26 protein-coding genes are annotated in these 20,385 nt (G+C 73.0%); 19 read left to right on the forward strand and 7 right to left on the reverse strand.

The genetic code is table 11. The features are described from left to right. From ACG2DA_RS14285 to ACG2DA_RS14305, 5 genes are all read right to left on the reverse strand, one after another. Positions 1-997 (reverse strand): aldose 1-epimerase (locus ACG2DA_RS14285; RefSeq protein WP_395256459.1); only part of this gene is annotated, 997 nt, incomplete at its 3' end. A gap of 121 nt (positions 998-1,118) precedes the next feature. Further along, positions 1,119-2,234 carry a DUF1573 domain-containing protein gene (locus ACG2DA_RS14290; RefSeq protein ID WP_395256460.1) on the reverse strand — a complete coding sequence of 372 codons (1,116 nt, stop codon included), beginning with the start codon at positions 2,232-2,234 and terminating at the stop codon, positions 1,119-1,121. 220 nt (positions 2,235-2,454) lie between these two features. Beyond that, positions 2,455-3,324 (reverse strand): EcsC family protein, encoded by an 870-nt coding sequence (locus ACG2DA_RS14295; RefSeq protein WP_395256461.1) that lies wholly within the window; start codon positions 3,322-3,324, stop codon positions 2,455-2,457. A 41-nt stretch (positions 3,325-3,365) separates the two neighbouring features. Continuing rightward, on the reverse strand, positions 3,366-4,349 hold the full coding sequence (locus ACG2DA_RS14300; protein WP_395256462.1) for a hypothetical protein: 984 nt from the start codon (positions 4,347-4,349) through the stop codon (positions 3,366-3,368). A gap of 117 nt (positions 4,350-4,466) precedes the next feature. Continuing rightward, on the reverse strand, positions 4,467-5,456 hold the full coding sequence (locus ACG2DA_RS14305; protein ID WP_395256463.1) for a hypothetical protein: 990 nt from the start codon (positions 5,454-5,456) through the stop codon (positions 4,467-4,469). A 189-nt stretch (positions 5,457-5,645) separates the two neighbouring features. On the opposite strand from ACG2DA_RS14305, the gene ACG2DA_RS14310 reads away from it, so the two are divergent. From ACG2DA_RS14310 to ACG2DA_RS14320, 3 genes are all read left to right on the forward strand, one after another. Continuing rightward, positions 5,646-8,198 (forward strand): DUF1592 domain-containing protein, encoded by a 2,553-nt coding sequence (locus ACG2DA_RS14310; protein ID WP_395256464.1) that lies wholly within the window; start codon positions 5,646-5,648, stop codon positions 8,196-8,198. 74 nt (positions 8,199-8,272) lie between these two features. Beyond that, positions 8,273-9,571: a DUF1552 domain-containing protein gene (locus ACG2DA_RS14315; RefSeq protein ID WP_395256465.1), complete on the forward strand. Its 1,299-nt coding sequence runs from the start codon at positions 8,273-8,275 to the stop codon at positions 9,569-9,571. After that, a complete protein-coding gene (locus ACG2DA_RS14320; protein ID WP_395256466.1) occupies positions 9,568-10,158 on the forward strand; it encodes a hypothetical protein in 591 nt (196 codons plus the stop codon). The genes ACG2DA_RS14315 and ACG2DA_RS14320 overlap by 4 nt, the downstream gene beginning before the upstream one ends. Here the strand turns inward: ACG2DA_RS14320 and ACG2DA_RS14325 are convergent. Both ACG2DA_RS14325 and ACG2DA_RS14330 read right to left on the reverse strand, forming a co-directional pair. Next, positions 10,106-10,984: a hypothetical protein gene (locus ACG2DA_RS14325; RefSeq protein WP_395256467.1), complete on the reverse strand. Its 879-nt coding sequence runs from the start codon at positions 10,982-10,984 to the stop codon at positions 10,106-10,108. The genes ACG2DA_RS14320 and ACG2DA_RS14325 overlap by 53 nt on opposite strands. Then, a complete protein-coding gene (locus ACG2DA_RS14330; RefSeq protein ID WP_395256468.1) occupies positions 10,981-11,694 on the reverse strand; it encodes a Uma2 family endonuclease in 714 nt (237 codons plus the stop codon). The genes ACG2DA_RS14325 and ACG2DA_RS14330 overlap by 4 nt, the downstream gene beginning before the upstream one ends. 411 nt (positions 11,695-12,105) lie before the next feature. Here ACG2DA_RS14330 and ACG2DA_RS14335 point away from each other — a divergent pair, with 411 nt between their 5' ends. The 16 genes from ACG2DA_RS14335 (at position 12,106) to ACG2DA_RS14410 (ending at position 20,263) form a co-directional block, all read left to right on the forward strand. Then, positions 12,106-12,693 (forward strand): ClpP family protease, encoded by a 588-nt coding sequence (locus ACG2DA_RS14335; RefSeq protein WP_395256484.1) that lies wholly within the window; start codon positions 12,106-12,108, stop codon positions 12,691-12,693. A gap of 130 nt (positions 12,694-12,823) precedes the next feature. Beyond that, positions 12,824-13,438, forward strand: coding sequence for an ATP-dependent Clp protease proteolytic subunit (locus tag ACG2DA_RS14340; protein WP_395256469.1), 615 nt, complete (start codon positions 12,824-12,826; stop codon positions 13,436-13,438). A 130-nt stretch (positions 13,439-13,568) separates the two neighbouring features. After that, positions 13,569-13,922, forward strand: a complete 354-nt coding sequence (locus ACG2DA_RS14345; RefSeq protein ID WP_395256470.1) for a hypothetical protein — start codon at positions 13,569-13,571, stop codon at positions 13,920-13,922. 11 nt (positions 13,923-13,933) lie between these two features. Further along, positions 13,934-14,482, forward strand: coding sequence for a hypothetical protein (locus tag ACG2DA_RS14350; protein WP_395256471.1), 549 nt, complete (start codon positions 13,934-13,936; stop codon positions 14,480-14,482). Positions 14,483-14,486: 4 nt separating this feature from the next. Next, positions 14,487-14,912, forward strand: a complete 426-nt coding sequence (locus tag ACG2DA_RS14355; RefSeq protein ID WP_395256472.1) for a hypothetical protein — start codon at positions 14,487-14,489, stop codon at positions 14,910-14,912. Positions 14,913-14,914: 2 nt separating this feature from the next. Next, positions 14,915-15,463: a hypothetical protein gene (locus tag ACG2DA_RS14360; RefSeq protein ID WP_395256473.1), complete on the forward strand. Its 549-nt coding sequence runs from the start codon at positions 14,915-14,917 to the stop codon at positions 15,461-15,463. Further along, entirely contained in the window at positions 15,460-15,816 is a 357-nt protein-coding gene (locus ACG2DA_RS14365) for a hypothetical protein (protein WP_395256474.1), read from the forward strand. The genes ACG2DA_RS14360 and ACG2DA_RS14365 overlap by 4 nt, the downstream gene beginning before the upstream one ends. After that, positions 15,813-16,190, forward strand: a complete 378-nt coding sequence (locus ACG2DA_RS14370) for a hypothetical protein (RefSeq protein ID WP_395256475.1) — start codon at positions 15,813-15,815, stop codon at positions 16,188-16,190. The genes ACG2DA_RS14365 and ACG2DA_RS14370 overlap by 4 nt, the downstream gene beginning before the upstream one ends. Beyond that, complete coding sequence (locus tag ACG2DA_RS14375; protein ID WP_395256476.1) at positions 16,177-16,605, forward strand: hypothetical protein; 429 nt, start codon at positions 16,177-16,179, stop codon at positions 16,603-16,605. The genes ACG2DA_RS14370 and ACG2DA_RS14375 overlap by 14 nt, the downstream gene beginning before the upstream one ends. Then, positions 16,602-16,976 carry a hypothetical protein gene (locus tag ACG2DA_RS14380; RefSeq protein ID WP_395256477.1) on the forward strand — a complete coding sequence of 125 codons (375 nt, stop codon included), beginning with the start codon at positions 16,602-16,604 and terminating at the stop codon, positions 16,974-16,976. Before ACG2DA_RS14375 ends, ACG2DA_RS14380 begins: the two co-directional genes overlap by 4 nt. Next, positions 16,973-17,347, forward strand: coding sequence for a hypothetical protein (locus tag ACG2DA_RS14385; RefSeq protein ID WP_395256478.1), 375 nt, complete (start codon positions 16,973-16,975; stop codon positions 17,345-17,347). The genes ACG2DA_RS14380 and ACG2DA_RS14385 overlap by 4 nt, the downstream gene beginning before the upstream one ends. Positions 17,348-17,434: 87 nt before the next feature. Continuing rightward, entirely contained in the window at positions 17,435-17,842 is a 408-nt protein-coding gene (locus ACG2DA_RS14390) for a hypothetical protein (protein WP_395256479.1), read from the forward strand. Then, the gene (locus ACG2DA_RS14395) at positions 17,839-18,303 is read left to right on the forward strand and encodes a hypothetical protein (RefSeq protein WP_395256480.1); all 465 of its coding nucleotides are present in this window, start codon (positions 17,839-17,841) and stop codon (positions 18,301-18,303) included. The genes ACG2DA_RS14390 and ACG2DA_RS14395 overlap by 4 nt, the downstream gene beginning before the upstream one ends. Then, entirely contained in the window at positions 18,300-18,686 is a 387-nt protein-coding gene (locus tag ACG2DA_RS14400) for a hypothetical protein (RefSeq protein WP_395256481.1), read from the forward strand. Before ACG2DA_RS14395 ends, ACG2DA_RS14400 begins: the two co-directional genes overlap by 4 nt. Beyond that, the gene (locus ACG2DA_RS14405) at positions 18,683-19,018 is read left to right on the forward strand and encodes a hypothetical protein (RefSeq protein ID WP_395256482.1); all 336 of its coding nucleotides are present in this window, start codon (positions 18,683-18,685) and stop codon (positions 19,016-19,018) included. The genes ACG2DA_RS14400 and ACG2DA_RS14405 overlap by 4 nt, the downstream gene beginning before the upstream one ends. A gap of 36 nt (positions 19,019-19,054) precedes the next feature. Continuing rightward, complete coding sequence (locus ACG2DA_RS14410; protein WP_395256483.1) at positions 19,055-20,263, forward strand: enolase C-terminal domain-like protein; 1,209 nt, start codon at positions 19,055-19,057, stop codon at positions 20,261-20,263. Positions 20,264-20,385: the final 122 nt, after the last annotated feature.

The following is a 20,385-nucleotide window of genomic DNA, read 5'->3' on the forward strand; positions in this document are numbered from 1 at the left end:
ACAAGACCGCGATCTCGAACCAGGTCTCGAACCGGTCGCCCGGGGCCAGCGTGCGCCAGCCGGCGTCGACGCCGCGGCCGGCGAGGTTCGCGGCGTCCGTGGCGCAGGTGTAGGGCTCGATGCAGATCGAACCGGCGTCGCCCTCGCGGAACCAGGGCGGAGTGAACACGACCTGCTCGCGGAACGCCGCGTCGCACCGCTGCACGAGCCGCAGACCGTTCGCCGGGTTGGCGATGACCGACTCGATCACCCCCGGTTCGTCCGGTTTCTCCGCAACGCGCGTGTAGACGTCGTCGAGGTTCAACCCGCCGAACGCCGGCCCGTTTTGCAGGTCGTAATCCGCCTCCAGATCGATCACCTGACCGGTCGGGACGCCGCCGACCAGTTCGTAGCGAGCGGCGGCGGGCACGGTGACGGTGCAGTTGGCCGCCTTGCCCTCAGCCCCCACGGGGAGCTTGAAGTAGGGGTGCGTGCCGAGGCCGAAGGGCAGCGGGTCGTCGCCGAGGTTTTCGACGGTCAGATCGCAGCGGAGGCCGGCGTCGGTCAGTTGGTAGGAGACCGTCAGCCGGCCATCGCCGGGCCAGAGGGCGGCCCGGTCCGGATCGTTTTTGGACATGAGGAACTCCGCCGTCGCGGAGTTGTCGCTCTGCCGGGTGACGGTCCAGGCGCGGTCGAAGGCGAAGCCGTGGATCGCGTTGCCGTTCCCGTCGGACTTCGCCTCGCCCGGGCCGTCGCCCAACGGGAGGAGGTGTTCGGACTGCTGATCCGTGGTGAACTCCCCGCCCTTGATGCGATTGGGGAAGGGGAACAGCAGGGGGATGCCGCTGTGCGACGGCTTGCCGCCGGCGGGGAAGTCCGCCTCCGCGGCGAGCGTCTCGACCGGCTCGTCCTGTCCCTCCACGGGCAGGGCGAGGCGGAACAGGTTGAAGCCCCGCTGCGGGGCGATCTCGGCGGTCGCCCCGTTCGGGGCGGTGAGGGTGAGCACGTCGGCGGTCATCCCGGCAGGATACCCGCCGCTTCGCTCCGCCTCATCCGAGCCCGCGCAGCGAAGCGTCCCGGACCCGCGGAGGGCCCGGGACGCTGGATTCCCGCCGGTTCGCCCTGATTTCGCCGACGGCTCAGCCGCCGAGCACGCGGCCGCGGGCGTGGAAGACGACCGGGTCCTCGCGGCCCTCGACGTCCACGGTGAAGGTCTCCTCGTAGGCGCCGCTGCGGTCGGGGGCGGTGAACTCCATCGGGACGACGTGCACGGGGCGTTCGGCGTCCGGCAGCTTCATGCCGAAGTTGTCGCCGTCCTTGCCCTCGCAGACGATCCCGTTGATTTTGAACGGCTCCTTGCCCCGCAGCACGACGTTGAACCGCTTGGTCTGACCGCTGGCGAGCGTGCCGAGGTCCACGTCGCGGACGGTGATGTCGTCCTCGACCTCGCCCTCGACCAGCACGGGCACCTTGGGGTTGTTGGCGTCGGAGGTGATCAGCGTCAGCCGCTCGCGGATCGGCCCCGGGGGGGCGTCCGGGGAGAGCTTCACCCGCAGGGCGTAGTCGGCGCCGGAGGCCGTGCGGCCGATCTCCTTCACCTCGGACTCCAGCAGCTTGCCGCCGCCCTCGACGCCGCGGATCTGCCAACCGGCGTAGCCGGCGTAGGCGATCTGCACGGTCCGCTCCGCCCCAGCGCCCTTCTCGACGGCGCCGAAGTTCACCTCGCCGGGCGTCAACACGACGTCCTTGCGGCAGTACATCGACACCGGGATGCGGACCTCCGCGTACCGCGGGGCGTCGAAGTTCACGATGACGTTGGAGTCTTTCTTCCCGTGGAACTGCCGGGTGTTCATCTCCAGCGTGAGCGTGGCGCTCTCGCCGGGGGCGAGCGTCTGCTTGTCGACGGAGCCGGAGGCGCACGTGCAGCTGGCGCCCACGCTGCTGATGTGGACCGTGCGGTCGGTCGTGTTCGTAATGGTGACCGGGTGCTGGGTGAGGGCCCCGCGGGCGACGACGCCGAAGTCGTGCTCCGTTTCGCTGAACAGCTCCTTCGCCCAGGAGTCGTCGCGGGTGGTGGCGACCGCGACCGCGCCGCCCTGCTGGAAGCTCTGCCCGCCGGACAGCGGCGTGCCGTAGTAGATCTGCGCCGCCCCGTCGGCCGGCGCGGCGAGCAGCCCGGCCAACCCGGCGGCCAGGCCGAGCAGCGCCGGCCGGACGCGTTCGGGGAAGTACGAACGGGGAGCGGGGCGAAGCATGGCGGGCTGACTCGGGCGGGGCGGGGGGGCGCCGGGCGGGAATCCGGCGGGGCGCGGACGGCGCCCGCTGCCGTCTTTCGGCCACGAACCCTTCGTGGCAGTATCCGTCCGGCCCCGAAATCGGTCAATCCGCACTTCGCCGGCACGATCGACTGGAGAGCCGCTCCCACCGCCCCGGATTCGCCGACCGGCCCGGCGAACCGGGGGAGCGGAAGCACGCTCAGGCGTTGAGCTTCTTCGCCAGTCGCAGGTACTCCCGTTCGACCAGCGCCCGGCCGTGTTCCCGCTCCAGACGGCGGACGGAGAAGTGGGCCCGGGCGACGCTTTGGAAGTGACTGGTGAAGGCGACGTTGATCGCCGCCCCGGCCGCGGCCCCGAGGATCGGCACGGCCATCGCCGCCATCTTTTCGGAGACGGTGATGCCGTAGCGGGCGGCGATCTTCGACAGAAACTTCACGACCGGCTGGGCCGCGTCGTCCGCCAGCCCCTTCGCCGCGATGCTCTTCGTCGCCGCTCCGATCTCCTGGGCGAGCACGATGCGGGTGGCGAAGTAGGCGCTGTCGTAGCCGTCGTCGGCCTTCTCGGCCCCGCCCTCCGGGATGCCGCCGCCCAGGGCGAACACGTTCAGGCACTCCAGCCGGGTCTCCAGCTTCGTCAGGTCCTCCCCGTTGGCCCGGGCGATGTCCGCCACGCTGCGGAGCATCACCGTGGTGGACAGCGGCAACTCGACCAGCGCGCTGGGCAGGCCGAACGCTCCGCCGACCATCCCCACCGCGGCCCCGGCGAGTTTGTGGGAGAGGTCCCAGCTGGCGGCCTCGGACTTCTTGTCCATCGTCTTGACGGCGACGTTCAGCGCCGCCTTCAGCGAGGCGTTCGTCACCTCTTCCACCTTGTCCTGCGCGATGTCCGGCAGGAACTCGACGGCCCGCTCGAACCGGGCCCCGAGCGCGTCGGAGATCTGCCGCAGCATCCCGCGGTACTCGAGCACCTCGACGGCGTTCTCCAGGTCCTCCAGCGCCTCCGCCGGCAACGACTCCGCCGGCAGCTCGGCGGGGGACGAGGAAGACGACGATTCAGACGCGTCGGACACGGCGGCGGCTCGCGGGGGGAGCCGTCACGATAGCCGGCCCCTCAGAACTCCGCGAACGGATCGTCCCCGGCGGGCGGGAACGGGTCCGCCGGGGTCTCGGCGACGGCGGGCGGCGCCGGACCGGCGGACTCCTCCGCGGGCGGAGGGGCCACGGGGAACGGGTCCGGCACGACCGTCTCGGGGACCACTGTTTCGGGGGCGACCGTGTCGGGGGCGCTCGGTTCGGGGGCGGCCGGCAGCGGGGCGAAGGGATCGTCGGCCGGAGCCGCGGCCGGCGTCGGGGCCGCCGCGGGGAGCGTCGCCGGGGGGACGTCCTCGGGGAAGGGGACCGGCGCCGGCGGGGGCATGTCGGCGCCGTCGGACCGGCGGCGGTTCACCTTTACCGGGTGCGTTACGTCGAACTGTCGGCCGTCGGCCGCCTCGAACCGGGCGACGAGGTGCAGCCGCTCCGGACCCGTCCCGCCGGCCGACCGCGGGGCGAGCGGCAGGCGGAAGCGGAAGCCGGCCCCCAGGGCGGTGCTCCGCCACTTCTCGGCGGCCTCGGCGGCGTCGAAGGTCCACTGGCCCACCTGCCGCCGGCCGTGCGGGGCGGAGAGGTCCACCAGTTCCAGGCTCACCGCCCCGGACGCCTTCACCGGATCGCCGCCGGCGTCCGCGGGAGCGAGCACCACGGCGAGCGTTTCGTCCCCCGGTTCCCCGTCGCGGTCCAGTCCGCCGGTCAGCAGCTTCGAGACCGTCAGCTGGGTGACGCGGCCCAGCGCCCGGGTCTGCTCCGGGGCCTCGGCGACGACGGCCCCGCCGGCCTCCAACCGGGCGCGGAGGGTCTCGGCGGAGCGTTCCGCCGCGGCGAGTTCCGCCCGGGCGTCCCGCAATTCCATCTGCGTGCGGGTCAGCACGTCCTGCGTGCGGAGCAGATCCCCCCGCAAGGCCGCGGCGTCGTCTGAGGCGGCGCAGCCGGTCAGTCCGCCCACGACCAGACCGCCGGTCAGCAGGGCGAGGGGAGCGGCGGGACGAAAGCGGCGCACGCGGCGACCCTAGAACCGCCGCGGCCGCCAGGGGAACCCAGGTTTTGGGCGGTCGGCTCTGCGGCGAACCGGGACGTCTTCACTCACCTTCACTCACCTGCGCTCTTCGAACCCCGGTCAGCTCAGCCAGCCGTTTTCCAGCAGGCCCCAGCCGCCGAGGAACAGCAGTTCGGTCGCCAGCGGGAAGGCGGGCAGGTGCCGGGCGAGGAAGCGGTTCACCGGGTCGAGCGTCGTCCCGCCGCGGGCGTCCCGCAGCCAGACGATCAGCATGCCCGCCTGGAGCACCGGCAAAAAGGCGAGCAGCAGCCGGCTGGGGGCGCCGCGGTCCCACTCCTGATCGCCCACCCAAAACCGCCCCGGGTGGCCCGGGTCGTACCGCACCGGGACGAGGTCCGATTGCCCCGGCGGCGCCCCGTGGGCGCGGTTCCAAGCCCAAACGGCCACCGACCTGGGCAGCCGATCCGGGCCGATCGTCTCCCGGTTCGGCAGGTAGGGCGGCCGCGGCAGACGGACGGTGGTCGTTCCCTCGTGCCACCGCAGGAACGGCGGCTCGGGGGCGGCGGGCAGGAAGAACCGCACCCGCAGCCGCACGTCGACGCTCCCCCGCCGGTCGGCCGGGACGCGCTCCGCGGCGACGGCCCGGCCGAAGCTCGGTTCCGCGTCCTCCCACGCCTGCCGGTCGGCCCAGAACCCGCCCAGCGTGACGCACAGGTCCGCCGCCAAACTCAGCAGCACCCCGGCGACGGCCAGCGTGCGGACGTTCTCCCCCGGCCGTTTCGAGCCCCGCCCGCCGGACCACGTCAGCCGGCCGGTGAGGATCGCCGCCGTCGTCCAGGACACGGTGGCGATCTCGCCCCACCAGCTCAGCGCCGCCAGCCAGGGCTCGGTCCGGGAAAAATCCGCCCGCCACTGCGGCCACCACAGCCAGACGACCGCCGCGCACAGGCACCACAGCGCCGCGACCGCGATCAGCCGGTTCAGGCAGGTTCGCAGGACGGGCAGAAACGCCAGCGGGTCCGGCTCCTCCTCCGGCGGCGGCGCGGGGGCGAACCGCCCGGCGGGGGGCCGGTCGTCCGGGGGGAAGGCGGCGGCGTCGAAAGCGGACACGCCGCAGTGTAGGCCGCACCGGCCGAAACGGCGCCCGCACTCGTCGATCCGGGCCCCGGGGCTGGGGGATCAACCGACTCCAAGACCCGCCGCGGCGAAAGCCCCTGGTCGGTGAAAGCCCCTCTGCGCGAGGGCGAAACGGCAGGTAGAATTGACGGTCCGCTCGCGCGCCTCCTTCGTGCTTCGCCCGTGATTCGTCGTTCGTTCGCCGTCGCCCTGACCTGCTGCGCCGCCGTCTGCGGGGGCTCCGGCGTCGCGGCGGAACGCGGCGTCGACCCCGCCGCCCTCCGGCCGCTGCTGGACCGGTTCTGCGTGGACTGCCACGGGGAGTTCTACGCGGAGAACGAGTTCCGCCTCGACGCCGCCGCCCTGGAGCTGTCCGCCGACGGCGGCCGGTTGGACGACGAGACGCTGGCGGCGTTGATCAAGGTGCACGACCGGATGAACAGCGGCGAGATGCCGCCGAAAGACGCCGGCGACGCCCCGTCCGCGACCGTCCGCGGGCACGCCGTCGCCGCCCTCGCCGAGATGCTGCACGAGGCCGACCGCCTGCGGCAGTGCGAAGAGGGCCGCACCCGCCTTCGGCGGATGACCCGCGGGGAGTTCGAGCACGCGGTCCACGACCTGTTGCACATCGACGTCCCGCTGGCGGGCCTCCTGCCGGGCGACGGCGTCGCCCACGGGTTCGACCGCACCGTCGACGCGCTGGGCACCAGTTCCGTCCTCGTCGACGGCTACCTGGAGGCGGCCGGCGTCGCGGTGGACGCCGCCGGGCTGATTCGCCCCCAGCCGGACACCGTCACCGAACGGCACAGCTACCTGACGCACAAGAAGTACGAGAACATTCGCAGACCGGGCAACCCGGTGCTGCTCGTGCTGGACGACGCCCTCGCCGCCTTCGAGCCCAACTACGCCCCGACCGAACTCCGCAGCTTTTCCTGCGAGTACCCCGGCCGCTACCGGGTGAAGGTCAGCGCCTACGCGTTCAACCACGACCCGGCCAAGGCGGAGCCGGTCGTGTACCGGGCGTTCAAAGGCGAATTCAAAGCGTCGGACCGCACCAAGACGCTGGTCGACCACTTCGCCGCCCTGCCCAAGCCGGTCGACCCGCCGGCGGACTGGGAGCCGGAGCCGGCGGAGTTCGAAGTCAGCTTCGCCGAGGGCGAGACGTTGAAGTTCGTCCCCTACGACGTCGGCTACAGGATCCGGCAGGAGACGCCGCCGCATTCCACGGAGAACGCGGTCGCGATCCGCTGGGTGGAGATCACCGGCCCGCTGATGGAGGAAACGCCCTCGCCGGCCTACCGGGCGCTCTTCGGCGACAACCCGGTCGTCTGGACGAACCGGGCGGAGTCCGAGGGGAAACACTGGATCGAGAAGACCTACGCCGTTCACTCCGACGCGCCGCACGAGGACGTCCGCCGCCTGCTGACCCGGCTGGCGACGGAGGCGTTTCGCCGGCCGCTGAAGGAGGGCGAGCTGGACGAACTCTTCGCCCTGCTGGACGAACGCCTCGACGCCGGCGTGACCTTCGGCGAGGTGATGAAGCTGGGCGTGACGGCGATCCTCTGCGACCCGGCCTTCCTCACCATCGGCGGCGAATCCGGCCGCGACGCGGACTTCGCCCCGTCGCCGGAGGGCGTGGAGCCGACCCCGCAACCGCTGGAGCCGCACGCGCTCGCCAGCCGGCTGAGCTTCATGCTGTGGGGGTCGATCCCCGACGCCGAACTGCGGGCGAAGGCGGACGACGGCTCGATCAGCGACCCGGCCGTCTACCGGGCCGAGGCGGAGCGACTGCTGGCGGACCCGAAGCACGAGCGGTTCAACCACGACTTCCTCAACCAGTGGCTCGATCTGGCCTGGATCGACGCCAGCGTGCCGGACCCCGGTTTGGCGCCGGAATACGACGAGGCGCTGCACCCGGCGATGGTCGAGGAGACCCGCCGCACCTTCGAATACATGCTGGACGAGAACCGCCCGGCCCGGGAAATCGCCGACGCCGATTGGGCGATCCTCAACGCCCGACTGGCGATCCACTACGGCTTCGACCCGGAGGCGCTGGGGCTGGACCCGGTGGGGTTCAAGAAGGTGTCGCTGCCGGCGGACAGCGTGCGGGGCGGGTTCCTCACGCAGGCGGCGATCGCCAAGGTGACGGCGAACGGCACGCACACCAGCCCGGTGCTTCGGGGACAATTCGTGATAGACGCGATCCTCGGCCAGCCGATCCCGCCCCCGCCGCCGAACATCCCCGCCGTGGAGCCGGACATCCGCGGGGCGGAGACGATCCGCGAGGTGCTCGCCGCCCACCGGGCCGACCCGGCCTGCGCGACCTGCCACAAGAAGATGGACCCGGCCGGCTTCGCGATGGAGCAGCTCGACGTGGTCGGCACCTACCGCGAACGCTACCGCCTGCCGCGGGGCCCGGGGGAGCGGATCGAAAAGTTCGTCGGCAACCGGAAGGTTCGCGTCTTCCTGGCGCTGGAGGTCGACCCCGCGGACGTCCTGCCGGACGGCCGGTCCTTCTCGAACCTGAAGGAGTTCAAGGCGCTGCTCGCCGAGGACGACCGGCAACTCGCCCGCAGTCTGGCGGAAAAGTGGTTGATCTACGGCACCGGCGAGGGCTGCGGCTTCGCGGACCGTCGGGCGATCGACGCGATTCTCGACGAGGCCGCCCCGGACGATTACGGCCTTCGCACCCTGCTGCTGGCGACGGTGTGCAGCGACGCCTTCAAGCGCCGCTGACCCGCGCCGCTGCCCCGCACACGCCGCTGCCCCTCCGTCGCCTTCTCCTCTTCTATACCCCCTCTCTGACGTCCATGTTCGCCCCCGCCGCCCGCCGCCCGTTCTCCCGACGCACGCTCCTCCGCGGCGCCGGCGTGGCGTTGGCGTTGCCGTTGCTGGAACGCTTCGCCCCGGGGGCGCTGCGGGCCGCCGACGGCCGCGGGCCGGGGCGAATGGTCTGCCTCTGCGCCACGCTGGGCCTGCACCAACCGCTGTTCACCCCGGAGGGAACCGGCCGCGACTACAAGCTGTCGCCGTACCTCGAACCGCTGGCCCGGCACCGGGACGACTTCACCGTGTTCAGCGGGCTGTCGCACCCGGAGGTCGACGGCGGGCACAGCAGCGAGGCCAGCTTCCTGACCGCCGCCCCGGACCCGGCGTCGGCCAACTTCAAGAACAGCATCAGCCTCGACCAGTACGCGCTGGACTACCTGAATCCGGACACCCGCTTCCCGCACCTGACGCTTGGGATCGCCGGGCCGAGCCTCAGCTGGACCCGGGCCGGCGTGCAGATCCCGGCCCAGAACAGCCCCAGCCAGCTGTTCGAGGCGCTGTTCCTGGACGGGTCGGCGGAACAGAAGCGGGCCCGCACCGCCGCGATCGCCGACGGCCGCAGCGTGCTGGACGTGGTCGCCGCCCGCGCCAAGCGCCTGCGCGACCGCAGCCCGGCCGGCGACCGGCGCACGCTGGATCAGTACTTCACCAGCGTGCGGGAACTCGAACGGCGGATGCAGGCCTCGGAGGCCTGGATCGCCCGGCCGAAACCCAAGGTGGACTACCCGAAGCCGACGGACGTGGAGGACCGGGCCGACTTCGTCGCCAAGCAAACGCTGATGTACGACATGATGCGGCTGGCCCTGCAAACGGACAGCACCCGGATCATCACGCTGATGCTCTCCGGCAATAACCTCGTCCCCCCGCTGGAGGGGATCGACGTGGACTGGCACAACCTCTCCCACCACGGCAAGGATCCGGAGAAGATCGCGCAGCTCCGCCACATCGAATTGGAGGAGATGCGGCTGCTGGCCGGGTTCCTCGACTCCCTCGCCGACACCCCGGACGTCGGCGGGGCGGGCGGTCGGCTGCTGGACAGCACGCTGGTGCTGTTCGGTTCGAACCTCGGCGACGCCTCGATGCACGACACGCGGAATATGCCGATGCTCCTCGCCGGCGGCTCGGCCCTCGGCGTGAAGCACGCCGGGCACCTGGCCTTCGACAAGGAGGACCACCCGCCGCTGTGCAACCTGTACGTCACCATGTTGCAGGCCCTCGGCGTGGAGACCGACCGCTTCGCCAGCGGGACCGGCACGCTGACGGGGCTGAACGTGGGATGAGCGAGCCGTTGCCCGACCCGCCCCCCGTGGCCCGGCCCGGGCAAGGCGTGCGACGGCCCCCGTCGATGAGCTGGCGGGACTTCTTCCTCACCTTCGGCGTCGCACTGCTGGTCGTCTGGGCGGTCGCGGGGGTGGGGGTCGCGGTCACGGAGGGGCGGCCGATCCACGTCGGTTTGATATGGGCCGCGTTGGTCCCGCTCTGGCTGCTGGCGGTCGTCGGCAGCCTGACCGTCGCCGGCCTCGGCGGGGCGATCTGCGCCGCGGCCGGGTTCGCGGCGGTGCGGGCCGGCCGGCGGGGGGCGGGTGGGGCGTTCGCCCTGCTGGCCGTGCTGCACGGGTTGGCGTGGCAGACAGGCGTGCTGCTGAACTGGCGGCCGGCAAAAGCCCCGGAGCTGCTCGCGGTCGGCGGCCTCGCTGCCCTGCCGCTTCTCGCCGGGCTGGGACTGCTCGCCTGGATCGCCCGCGGCGGCGGGCTGAGCGTTGACCCCGAAGCCCCGTTCGCGCGGCCCGCCGATCGCGACTGCGGCCCGCCCCTCACCACCCCATCCGCTGCATCACGCCGCAGAAGATCAGCATCGGCAGGGTGACGATCGCGACCGCCCACGGGCCCATTGCGGAGAGGGCGGTGTCGTCCAGCACGCCGCGGAACACGCCGGGGGCGTCCATCAGCAGCCAGAGGGCCTGAACCGCCGGCAGGATCATCAGGAAGAAGCGGGCGAAGGTCCAATCGTCCCACGTGACGTCGTCCACCCAGAACCGGCCCGGCCAGACCGGGTCATAGCGCACGTCGATCGCCGGCGGGTTCGGCGGGAGGGCCGCCCCGTGGATCGACCGCCGCAGCCAGCCGCTCAGTTCCGGGGAGAGGTCCGGGTTCACGGCCGGGTCGAACCGAATCCCCACCGCCCCGACGTGCGGCCCGTCGGCGGTCGGGAAGCGCACCCGCAGCCGGAGTTGTCGGACGCCGTTCTTGTCCGGCGGGCCGACCTCGACGGAGAGCGGGCGGCCGCGGACCGCCACGCTGCGGGCTTCGCCCTGGCGGTCCGCCCACGCCTGACTGACGGTCACGCCGAGGTCCGCGGTGACGCTCAGCAGCATCCCCGCCCAGGCCCACCGGGCCGCCCGCCGCCGGTCTGCGAGGGCGCCCAGGCGGGCAAACGGAACCCGCGGCGGGCCGACGCTGTTCCAAGACAGGTTCGCCCGGCCGGCCAGCAGGGCGAACAGGCACCACAGCAGCGCCACCCCGTCCCCCCACCAGCCGAGGACCGCCCGCCACGGCTCGGTGCGGCGGAACTCCAGAACCCACCAGTCCCACCACAGCCAACAGGCGAGAACGACCCCGCCGGCGAGCAGCGTCGCGTTAAACGCCCGCCGGGCGACGGAGGGAGACGCAGGCGGCGGAAACGGGCGGTTCACCCCGCCGGAAACACGTCGGAGAGCTTCAACTCGAAGCCCGGCAACACCGGCTCCCCGGGCACGACATCATCGTGGCGGAACGTCGCCGCATCGTCCGGGCCCCGCCAGACGGTCGCGGTGCGGGTGTCCGGATCCACCTCCCACACCCGGACCACGCCGGCGGCGAAGTACACCGCCCGCTTGCGACGCATCTCCTGGGCGGTGTTGCCGGGAGACAGCACCTCGACCACCAACGCCGGGGGCACGTCGCTAAAGCCCCGCGCCACCAATCCGTCCGGCCGATCCGCCGCGGGGGTGAAGGATACGTCCGGCGCCCGCAGGCCGTCGGGCAGGTTGAAGAACCCGTCGGCCCCGTGCAGGTGACCCAGGCGTCGCGGGGTCACGAAGTTCCACAGCAACGCTCCAATCGTCAGGCCGATGGAGGAGGACAGATCGCTCACGGCCTTCTCGATCAGGGTCCCGTCGATCAGTTCGTACAGCCCCGGCCCGCGGCGGTTGGCGGCTTCCCAGTCCGCGACGGTCGCCTCGCCCGGCGGCGGCTCCCGCAGCACGCGGGTCGCCGGGATCGGGCCGAACCGTTCGCTCAGATCCGCGACGGTGAGCCCCGGCCGGTAGGTGCGGCGACCCGTGGGGGCGTCCCTCTCGGGAACGTCCCTCTCGGGAACGTCCCTCTCGGGCGGCGAGACGACGGGAGCGGCGGGAACGGACATCTTGCCAGTATATCCCGGCGCGGGGGCTGGAAGGGACCGGGCGCGGACGGACCGCGAGGCGGCCGGCGGGACCGGGACCGACCGGTCTGCGTTCCACGTCTAACGGCGGCGCGCGCAGGACCCAGAACCCGCGCCTCCCCCAAACCGCCGCGTCGCCCCGTCCCCCGCGCCCCGCCGGCGTTTCCCGTGTTTCCCCCGCGCGCCGGGGGCCTGTTCGGGCCGGGGCCGGTTGTGCGGACCGTGCGGCGCGTTGAGAACCCGGCGCTGCGCTCCTACAGTTCCCGCCCGACCGTTCGCCGCGGCGCCCCTTTCAGAACGACACAGTCCATGCGCGACCCCCTCTCCAACCTCTCCGGACACGGGCTCTCCGGCGCCGGGCTCGGCGGGTTCGACCCGGCCCGCAGCCCGCAGATGAACCGCGGCGGGCCGCAACAGCAGCGCCAGATGACCATCGGGGACCTGCTCCTCGAGAACCGGATCATCTTTCTCGCCGGTCCGATCATGGACGAGTCGGCGAACCTGGCGGTGATGAAGCTGCTGTATCTCCAAAGCGAGAACCGCAAGCAGGACATCCACCTGTACGTCAACAGCCCCGGCGGCAGCGTGACCGCCACGATGGCGATCTACGACACGATGCGGTTCGTGGACTGCGACGTGTGCACCTACTGCGTCGGCCTGGCGGCCAGCGGCGGGGCGATCGTGCTGGCCGGCGGCACCAAGGGTAAACGCTACGCCCTGCCGCACGCCAAGATGATGATCCACCAGCCGCACGGCGAAGTCGGCGGGCAGGTGAGCGACATCGAGATCCAGGCCGAGGACATCCTCTCGACCCGGAACACGCTGAACCAGATCCTCGCCAATCACACCGGTCAGGACATCGAAACGATCGCCCGGGACACCGAGCGCGACCGCTACCTCACCGCCCACGCCGCCGTCGAGTACGGCCTGATCGACGAAGTCCTCCAGAAGCAACACGACGCCGAGACCTCGCCGGGCTGACGCCCGGAATGTCGGATGGGGGATGTGGGATGTCGGATGTGACGCGCAAGCGTGCGACGCCCGCCCCGGCCTGACCGTTCCGCTCTTCCGCTTGCGCGTTCCATCCCACATCCGCATTCCGACATCCGACATGACCAGCCTCGTTCCCTACGTCATCGACAAGCAGGGCCGCGACGAGCGGGCGATGGACATCTACTCCCGGTTGCTCCGGGACCGGATCGTCATCATGGGCACCCAGGTCAACGACCAGGTCGCCAACAGCCTGGTCGCCCAGTTCCTCTACCTGCAGTTTGAGGACCCGAAGGCGGACATCCACTTCTACATCAACTCGCCCGGCGGGTCGGTGACGGCGGGGATGGCGATCTACGACACGATGCAGTTCATCTCCTGCGACGTGGCGACCTACTGCCTCGGGCAGGCCGCGAGCATGGGTGCCCTGCTGCTGACCGCCGGCGCCGCCGGCAAGCGGTACGCCCTGCCGAACAGTCGGATCATGATCCACCAGCCCCTCGCCGGCTTCCAGGGCACGGCGACGGACTTGGACATCCACGCCAAGGAGGTCATCCGCACGAAGCGCCGGATGAACGAAATCCTCCAGAAGCACACCGGCCGGGACCTGGAAGAACTGGAACGGGACACCGACCGCGACAAGTTCCTCTCCGCCGCCGAGGCCGCCGAGTACGGCCTGATCGACAAGGTCGTCGAGGACCTCTCCGGCGCCGGCGTCGCTCCGTCCGGCGACTGACCGACCGCCGGCGGTCGCACGCCGGACGGCCTCCGCTGTTAGACTCACGCCGCCCGGGCGCCGTCGCGCCCGGGCGGCGTTTCGTTTGACCGCCCGGAGGACCGCGATGAGTCAGCCGACGTTACTCGTCATGCTGCTCTTCGGCGCGGGACAGACGCTGCCGTGGTTGTTGCTGGCCGGGGCGGGGCTGACGTTTGCGCTGCGGGTGCGGGGCCGGCACGGGGCCCGGTGGGCGGTCGCCGGGTTCGGCCTTTTGACGGTCTGCACGGCGGCCCGGCTGCTCGGCGAGATCTACCAGGCGTACCTCGTCACCGCGGTGGCGGCGTCCTCCATCGCGAATCTCCTCTGGACAGTGAGCATCTGGAACGCCGCCTTCGGCTTTCTCGCCCTGTTCGGGCACGTGGCCGTGCTGGCGGCGTTGGTGAAAGCGTGGCGGGCCGCGGACGCCGGCCCGGTCCCGTCGCCGAACGAACTCGTCATCTGAGCGATCAGGGCGTGCTCTACGAACTGTTCCCGCTGCCGGCCCGAATCGTTGCGGCGGCGGTCTGTCTGGGGTTGGCGTGGTGGGCGTTCGGCCGGGCGTCGGCGCCCGGCGAGCCGGACCGGCGGAAGCCGTCGGCGGTGTGGCTGTCCGGGTTCGCCGCGGCGTGGCTGGTCTTGGCGGGGGACGGGTTCGAGTTCCTGTTCAGCCGCCACGCCCGCGAATGGCTGCCGGTCGTCGCGGTCGGGATCGCGGGCAGTTGGTTCGTGCTGAGGGGAACCCGCGGCACGCCGGCCGGGCGGCGCTTCGCCGCCGGGGCCGTGCTCCTGATGATCGCCGCCCCGTTCCTGTCGCGGCTGGCGCCGGTGTTGGAGTCGGTCTTTCGTCTCTCCGACCGGCTCGCCGCAGCCGCCGGCGTCCAGCCGTGGGAGCTGGAGGATTTCGTCGGCGAGGGGCTGGGCTGCGTCGTGACGATGATCACGGCCGGCCTGATCGCCTTCGCGGCGTGGCGCCCGCCGTCCGCGGAGCCGTTCTCGGAGCCCGTATCCCCGACGGAGGCGTGAGGGCATGACGTACGACCAAACCGTGCTCGCCTTCGCCTTCACGCGGCTGGCGATTCTGATCGGCGTCGGCCTCCTGCTGACCGCGGGCGCCCGCCGCTGGCGGGACGACCGGGCGGTCGCCGGGTTGTTGTGCGCCGCCGGTGTCCTCCTGCTGCTCCGTCACGCCGCCGAGTTCCCGACGGACGGCGGCGGCTGGGGGCGCCGGTCGGCGTTCCAGCTGTGGGTCCGGCGCTGGCCGGGATGGGAGGACGAGCTGCACTGGGCGCTGTTCGCCCTGCTCCCGGCATCCGCGGCCTGCGGGTTGGGGGCCGCGTTCCTGCGACGCCGGCCGGAGCCGGGTCGGCCGGAATCGGGTCGGCCGGCATCGGGTCGGCCGGAGCCGGGGCGGGCCGTGGCGGAAACGGCGCCGCACGCGGGGGCGATCTCGTGACGTTGCCGGAACCGCTCCCGCTGTGGCTTGCCGTACCGGCCGCGGCGCTGGTCGTGGGGACGGCGTGGTGGGCGTTCGGCCGGGCGGACGCCCCGCGGCGGCGGCCGTGGGTCGTGTGGGCCGCCGGCGGCGCCGCCTGTCTGCTCGTGCTCTGGACCGCCGGGTTCGGCTATCTGCTGGAGCGGGACGAACTGATCTGGTGGCCGGTGTCGACGGTCGGGCTGGCGTTCGGCTGGTTCGCCGCCCGGGGGCGGTGGGGCGCGCACGCGTTGGCCCCCGACGCCCGCGGGCTGCTCGCCGGAGTCGCGGCGCTGCTGTTCAGCGCCCCGCTGTTCGCCGTCACCGCGGGCGTCTTACAGACCCGGCGGGAGACCGAGTGGGCCGTCCAGCGGCGCCTGACCGGGACGATGGGCGAGGTCTGGTCCATGGTCGTCGCGGACGTCCCCGGCCGGGCGGCGGTCGGGGGCGTCTGCGCCCTGGTCGCCGTCGCCGCCCTGCGAACCGCCCGCGGCCGGAACGAACCCGCCCCGACGTCGGGGGGCGAGACATGAGAGCCGACCCGTTCCCCACCGACCTGCTGCTCGCGTTCGTCTTCGTCAACCTGCCGGTCGCCGCGGGGCTGGCCGCGCTGCTCTGGGCTGCGGTGCGGCTGCGGGCGACGGACCGGCTCGCCGCCGCGCTGCTGGCGGTCGCGGCCGGCATCGTCCTGATCGAGACCTGCGAGGACTTCGTCTGGGAACTCCTGTTCTGGCAGGACTTAACCTGGAGCACGACGCGCTGGCAGTTCCGCCTTTGGTCCGATGGGTGGGTCGAGTCCCCCCGTCTGCTGGCCTTCGCCGCCGCGTGCGGGTTGGCGGCGGTGTGGCGGTGCGGGCGTCCCGCGGCCGGGGGGGCGGCCGAATGAGTCTGTGGGAGGGCGAATTGACGACGGTCGGGATCTGGTCCTGGTGGTTTGTGATCACCACGGCGACGATCGTGTTTGGCATTCGCGGTTGGCGGCGGGGGGCGCCGGGCGGCCGCTGGGCGTTGCTGGCCGGGGCGCTGGGACTCGGAACCGGGCTGGCGCCGTGGGCGACGGGGCTGACGCTCTTTTTGGCGGGCTGGAAGGAACCGGCGCTGAGCGCCGCGATGACCGCCGCGGCCTATTACGCCGCCCCAGTGCTGTGGGCCGGATCGCAACTGGCGGTCGTCGCCGCCGTCGCGGCGATGTGGCGGACGCTGGACCGCGTCCGCCCGCCGGGCGGTTCCGACCGGGAGGGGCGCCATGCAGCCGGCTGACGCAGTGGCGTTACGGTTCGCGGTCGGCGTCGGGCTGGCGGCGGTCTGGATCATTCCGCTGGTCGCGGCGGGCCGGCGGCGCGGCGACGCCTCCGGCCGTCCGCCGGGGTGGCGGACGTTGATCGCGGCGGGGGCCAGCGGACTCGCCGCCGGGGCGCTGACGATCGTCGCCGCCTACCTCTGGTCGCCGGAGGCCAGCAACCGGTGGGGGGGCACGGCCCGCCAGCAGGACGCCGCGGAACGCGCGGCCGCCCTGCTCACCGCCGCGGCCCAGGGACTCTGCCTGCTGGCGTTGATCTTCGCCTGGCGGGGCTGGGAGTCGACCGGGCCGCTCGACGCTCCCGACCCGCCCGCCGCGGACGAGGAGCCAAACCCCCTCGACGCCCCCTTCCCTCCGAACGAGTCGACCGCATGAACGACCGGCTGACGGCCGCCGTGATCGGCGGGTGGTGCGTGCTGTGGTTCGCGGCGGCGGCCGCGCCGGGGTTCGCTGGCTGGCATCGGCGGGACGCCGGGTTGCCGGGCGGGAAGCGGGCGATCGCCGCGGCGCTGTGCGGGTCGGCGCTGCCCGCGTTCCTCAGCGCGTTGTGCGTCGTGCGGGCCGTCTGGGCGGACGACGCCCCGATCTGGCTGCACCCCGAATTCGCGTGGCGGTTCGAGGTTGCCGCGATCGGATTGCCGGCGCTCTGGATCGTTTCGCTCGGTCTGATCGTCTCCGCCGGGGCCGCGGCCACGTCCGCCGCGGCGCCGGAGCCTCCGCGGCGCCGAAAGGAGCCGGGACGATGAACGACCGCTGGCTCGTCCCGCTGTCGATGGCCACCGCGGGGGCGCTGGCGGGGATCTGGGCGGCCGGACTGGCCGTCGCCTATCTGCAGGGCGAGGGGGCGGCGGAGCGTCCCCCCGGGACGCGGCGGCGGATCGTCGGGGGAGCGCTCGGCCTGTCCTTCGCCACACTGCCGCTCCTCGCGCCGACGCTGCGGGACGGGGCGGCGTGGGTCTTGGCGGGGTGCGTCGTCGTCACCCAGCAACTCGCCGCGGGGCTGACCTTCGCCGGCACCCTGGCGGCGTGGCGGGCGGCCGAACGGCGGGAACCCCTTGCGGTTCCCCCGCCGGGGGACGTTCCGGGAGCGGGGGACGACGGGGGGGCCGCGGGTTAGGCTCGCGTGGTTCCGTCCCCGCCCCGTCGGCCGTCGCATGTTCGCCGCCGCCCCGCCGCCGGAACCCGCCGTCGTCGGGAGAGCGGGATGATATTCGCCGGGTTGTTCGTCGTGCTGCTCGGCGGGATGTGGGTCCTCAACTGGGCCGCCGTGGTCCTGCTGACCGGGGCGCTGGGCCTGCGGCGCCGCCGCTGGGGTACGCCGGGCGGCGGGTGGGCGCTGGCCTCCGCGGCGCTGCACGCGCTCGCGGCGGTCGGGATCGTCGTGTGGCTCGGGCTCGGGACGGTCGTCGTCGGTCCGGCCGGCGACGGGGCGGAGGCGCTGCTCATGGTCTCCGTCGCGGCGCTGCTCGCGCTGCTCGTCGCGGCCCACGCGACCCTGGTCCCCGCCCTTTGGGCGGCGTGGCGGGCGGCCGACCTCGCGACGGCGGGCCGGGGCGACGTCCCGGCCGACGTCGCCCCCCTCGACGCCGCCCCGACCGGGGGGCCGTCGTGAACGACGAGGGCGTCGTCCTGTTGATGATCACGTTCGTGCTGGCCGGGTTCGTGCTGGCCGGGCTGTGGATCGTCACGTTCGTCTGGGCGGCCGCCCGGCGGGGCGTGCGCGGCGGATCGGACCGGGCGGCGGGGGCCGGGCGGGTGATGCTCGGCGCCGGATTCGGGGCGGCGATGGGCGTCGTGCTGGGGGGCGGCGGGGCGTTGGGGCTCGTCGAGGCGACCGGCGGCCGCGTGGATCTGCCGGAGGAGTTCGCCCTGTTCCTGCTCGCCCTCCCGGTGGGGGCGGTCGTCTGCCCGGGGCTCGTGCTGTGGGGGCTCGTGGCGGCGTGGCGGGTGGCGGAGAAGGACCCGGTCGACCCGCGGGACGTCGCCGCCGCCGCGGCGGGCGGCGGCGGGAAACTCGACGCCCTGGACGCCCCGTTCGACCCGCCGGCCGCGGACCGGGGGGGGCGGGGGTGAGAGATCCTGCGATCCTCGTCGGCATCCTGCTGATCGCCCTCGGGATAGCCGCGGCGCCGGGCTGGCTGGGAATCGTCGGCGCCGGCCGGTGGCGGCGGGGCACGGCGGGCGGTCGGCTGGCGGTCGCCGCGGCGGCGCTACTGACGCCCTTCGCCGTCTGCCTGCTCTGCGGGGCCACGGTCTCGGTCTGGATGGCGTTCTCGCAGACCGCGATCATGCCCTGGTGGATCGATGTCCTGCAGGAGGCCCTCGACGACGCGGTCCCCTACGCGACCGCCCTGTTCCCCCTCGGGCTGGCGCTGGTCGCCCTGGCGGCCCGGGCGGCGTTGGTCGCGGCCTCCCGCCGGCTGGCCGAGAACGCCGAACCGGGGAGCCCACCGTGAGCGGCGAAGCCCTGATCTATTTGATGGCCGCCATCGTGGTGGCGCTGGGGGCGGCGTGGACCCTGCTGCTGTGCGGCTGCGTCCGCCGCCGGGGCGAGCCGATCGCCGGTCGACGCTGGCTCACGGCGGCCGGCGCTTGCGGGGCGGTCGGCCCGGCGTGCGGGGTGGCGCTGATGTTCCTCGCGGGGCAGACCCGGCAGACGATGGAGCAGGTCGAACTCGAACAGGCCCTCATCCTGCTGCTGGGCGTCTCGCAGCTGTTCGCGCTGTCGTTCGCCCTCTGGGGGCTGCGGAGCGTGTGGCGTCAGACGGAGGGGTGGGGCCAACGCTAAACTGATTCGCCCCTTCCGCCCGCCCGCCCGTCGTTGATGCCGTCACCCCTTCCTTGCACCCGCCGCGCCGTTCTTGCCGCGGGGGCCGCGGGACTCGCCGCCGCGGCGTGGCCGAGGTCGGCGGCGGCCCATCCCAGTCACGGCGGGATCGTGCCGGACCTGCACCTGCGGTTCGCCGAACCGATCATGCTGACGCGGTTCGACGTGGTCGCGGTCGACGGCACGCCGGCCGTTCGCGTGACGGACGCCGACGGCGGCGTCGGCGTCGTTCCGGCCCACGGCAAGCTGGCGGACGTGCGGTCGCTGTTCGACCGACTCGCCGTGCCGTACTTCGTCGGGACCGACGCCCGCGATCTGCCGGAGCGGATCGACCATGCGGACACCGCGGAGCGGCACTACAAGTACGTCGGAATGCCGTTCTGGAACGCCGTCGCCCACTGCGAACTGGCTGTCTGGGACCTGCTCGGCCGGCGGGCCGGGGTGCGGTGCACCGACCTGCTGGACCGCCGGCGCCGTCGGCGGCTGAACGTGTATCTCTCCCGATTCGATCGGGACACCACCCCGCAGGAGGCCGTCGAGCAGGCGTCCGAAGATCTCGCCGCGACCGGGGCGACGGCGGTCAAGTTGAAGGTCGGCGGCCGGATGCACACCACCCCGGAGCAGAACGCCCGGGACGTGGCGATGGTCGCCCTGGCCCGGCAGACGTGGGGCGACGACGTGGAGATCCTCCTCGACGCCAACGGCAGCTACACGGCCGGCGAGGCGGTGCGGGCGGCGACGCGGTTCGCCTCCTACGGCGTCGGCTTCCTGGAGGAGCCCTGCGACTGGCGGGACGTGGAGGCGACCCTCCGCGTGCGGGAGCAACTCGACGCGAAGGGCGTGCGGCTGGACCTCGCCGGCGGGGAGCAGGATTCGATGCTGACCCGCTGGCGGCGGTTCGCGGACCTCGAGCTGTACCGCCCGATGCAGCCGGACCTGTACTACGTCGGCGGGGCGATCCGCCTGCTGACGGTCGCCCGCCTCGCCGACGCCGCCAAGCTGCCCCTCGCCCCGCACGCGCCGCGGGCCGGCCTGGCGGCCTATCCGGACACGATGGTCCGGGCGACGATCCCGAACCTCGGCCGCTACCAGGAGTACGTCCGCAGCCCGGAGGTGACCGACGGCACGGTGCCCGTCCCCGACGCCCCCGGCTGGGGCCTGCCGTGGGACGACGCCGCGGTGAAGGCGGCCGCGGGCACGGCGTGAACTCCGTCTTCCCCTCGCCCACTTTTGGGGGAGAGGGAAGAAGAGGGCGATGCACCTCTCTTTAACGCCCGCAGACCTCGTCCTCCCCTCGCCCCCCTTTTGGGGGAGAGGGGCCGGGGGTG

Origin of the sequence: Alienimonas sp. DA493, assembly GCF_043951915.1 — a bacterium.
Lineage (GTDB): Bacteria > Planctomycetota > Planctomycetia > Planctomycetales > Planctomycetaceae > Alienimonas.

What these genes read in the sequence shown, in the direction of transcription:
- ACG2DA_RS14290 (WP_395256460.1), bottom strand. Translation starts at nt 2,234, where the DNA reads ATGCTTCGCCCCGCTCCCCGTTCGTACTTCCCCGAACGCGTCCGGCCG.
- ACG2DA_RS14315 (WP_395256465.1), top strand. Translation starts at nt 8,273, where the DNA reads ATGTTCGCCCCCGCCGCCCGCCGCCCGTTCTCCCGACGCACGCTCCTC.
- ACG2DA_RS14320 (WP_395256466.1), top strand. Translation starts at nt 9,568, where the DNA reads ATGAGCGAGCCGTTGCCCGACCCGCCCCCCGTGGCCCGGCCCGGGCAA.
- ACG2DA_RS14330 (WP_395256468.1), bottom strand. Translation starts at nt 11,694, where the DNA reads ATGTCCGTTCCCGCCGCTCCCGTCGTCTCGCCGCCCGAGAGGGACGTT.
- ACG2DA_RS14335 (WP_395256484.1), top strand. Translation starts at nt 12,106, where the DNA reads ATGAACCGCGGCGGGCCGCAACAGCAGCGCCAGATGACCATCGGGGAC.
- ACG2DA_RS14340 (WP_395256469.1), top strand. Translation starts at nt 12,824, where the DNA reads ATGACCAGCCTCGTTCCCTACGTCATCGACAAGCAGGGCCGCGACGAG.
- ACG2DA_RS14345 (WP_395256470.1), top strand. Translation starts at nt 13,569, where the DNA reads ATGCTGCTCTTCGGCGCGGGACAGACGCTGCCGTGGTTGTTGCTGGCC.
- ACG2DA_RS14355 (WP_395256472.1), top strand. Translation starts at nt 14,487, where the DNA reads ATGACGTACGACCAAACCGTGCTCGCCTTCGCCTTCACGCGGCTGGCG.
- ACG2DA_RS14365 (WP_395256474.1), top strand. Translation starts at nt 15,460, where the DNA reads ATGAGAGCCGACCCGTTCCCCACCGACCTGCTGCTCGCGTTCGTCTTC.
- ACG2DA_RS14370 (WP_395256475.1), top strand. Translation starts at nt 15,813, where the DNA reads ATGAGTCTGTGGGAGGGCGAATTGACGACGGTCGGGATCTGGTCCTGG.
- ACG2DA_RS14375 (WP_395256476.1), top strand. Translation starts at nt 16,177, where the DNA reads ATGCAGCCGGCTGACGCAGTGGCGTTACGGTTCGCGGTCGGCGTCGGG.
- ACG2DA_RS14380 (WP_395256477.1), top strand. Translation starts at nt 16,602, where the DNA reads ATGAACGACCGGCTGACGGCCGCCGTGATCGGCGGGTGGTGCGTGCTG.
- ACG2DA_RS14385 (WP_395256478.1), top strand. Translation starts at nt 16,973, where the DNA reads ATGAACGACCGCTGGCTCGTCCCGCTGTCGATGGCCACCGCGGGGGCG.
- ACG2DA_RS14390 (WP_395256479.1), top strand. Translation starts at nt 17,435, where the DNA reads ATGATATTCGCCGGGTTGTTCGTCGTGCTGCTCGGCGGGATGTGGGTC.
- ACG2DA_RS14410 (WP_395256483.1), top strand. Translation starts at nt 19,055, where the DNA reads ATGCCGTCACCCCTTCCTTGCACCCGCCGCGCCGTTCTTGCCGCGGGG.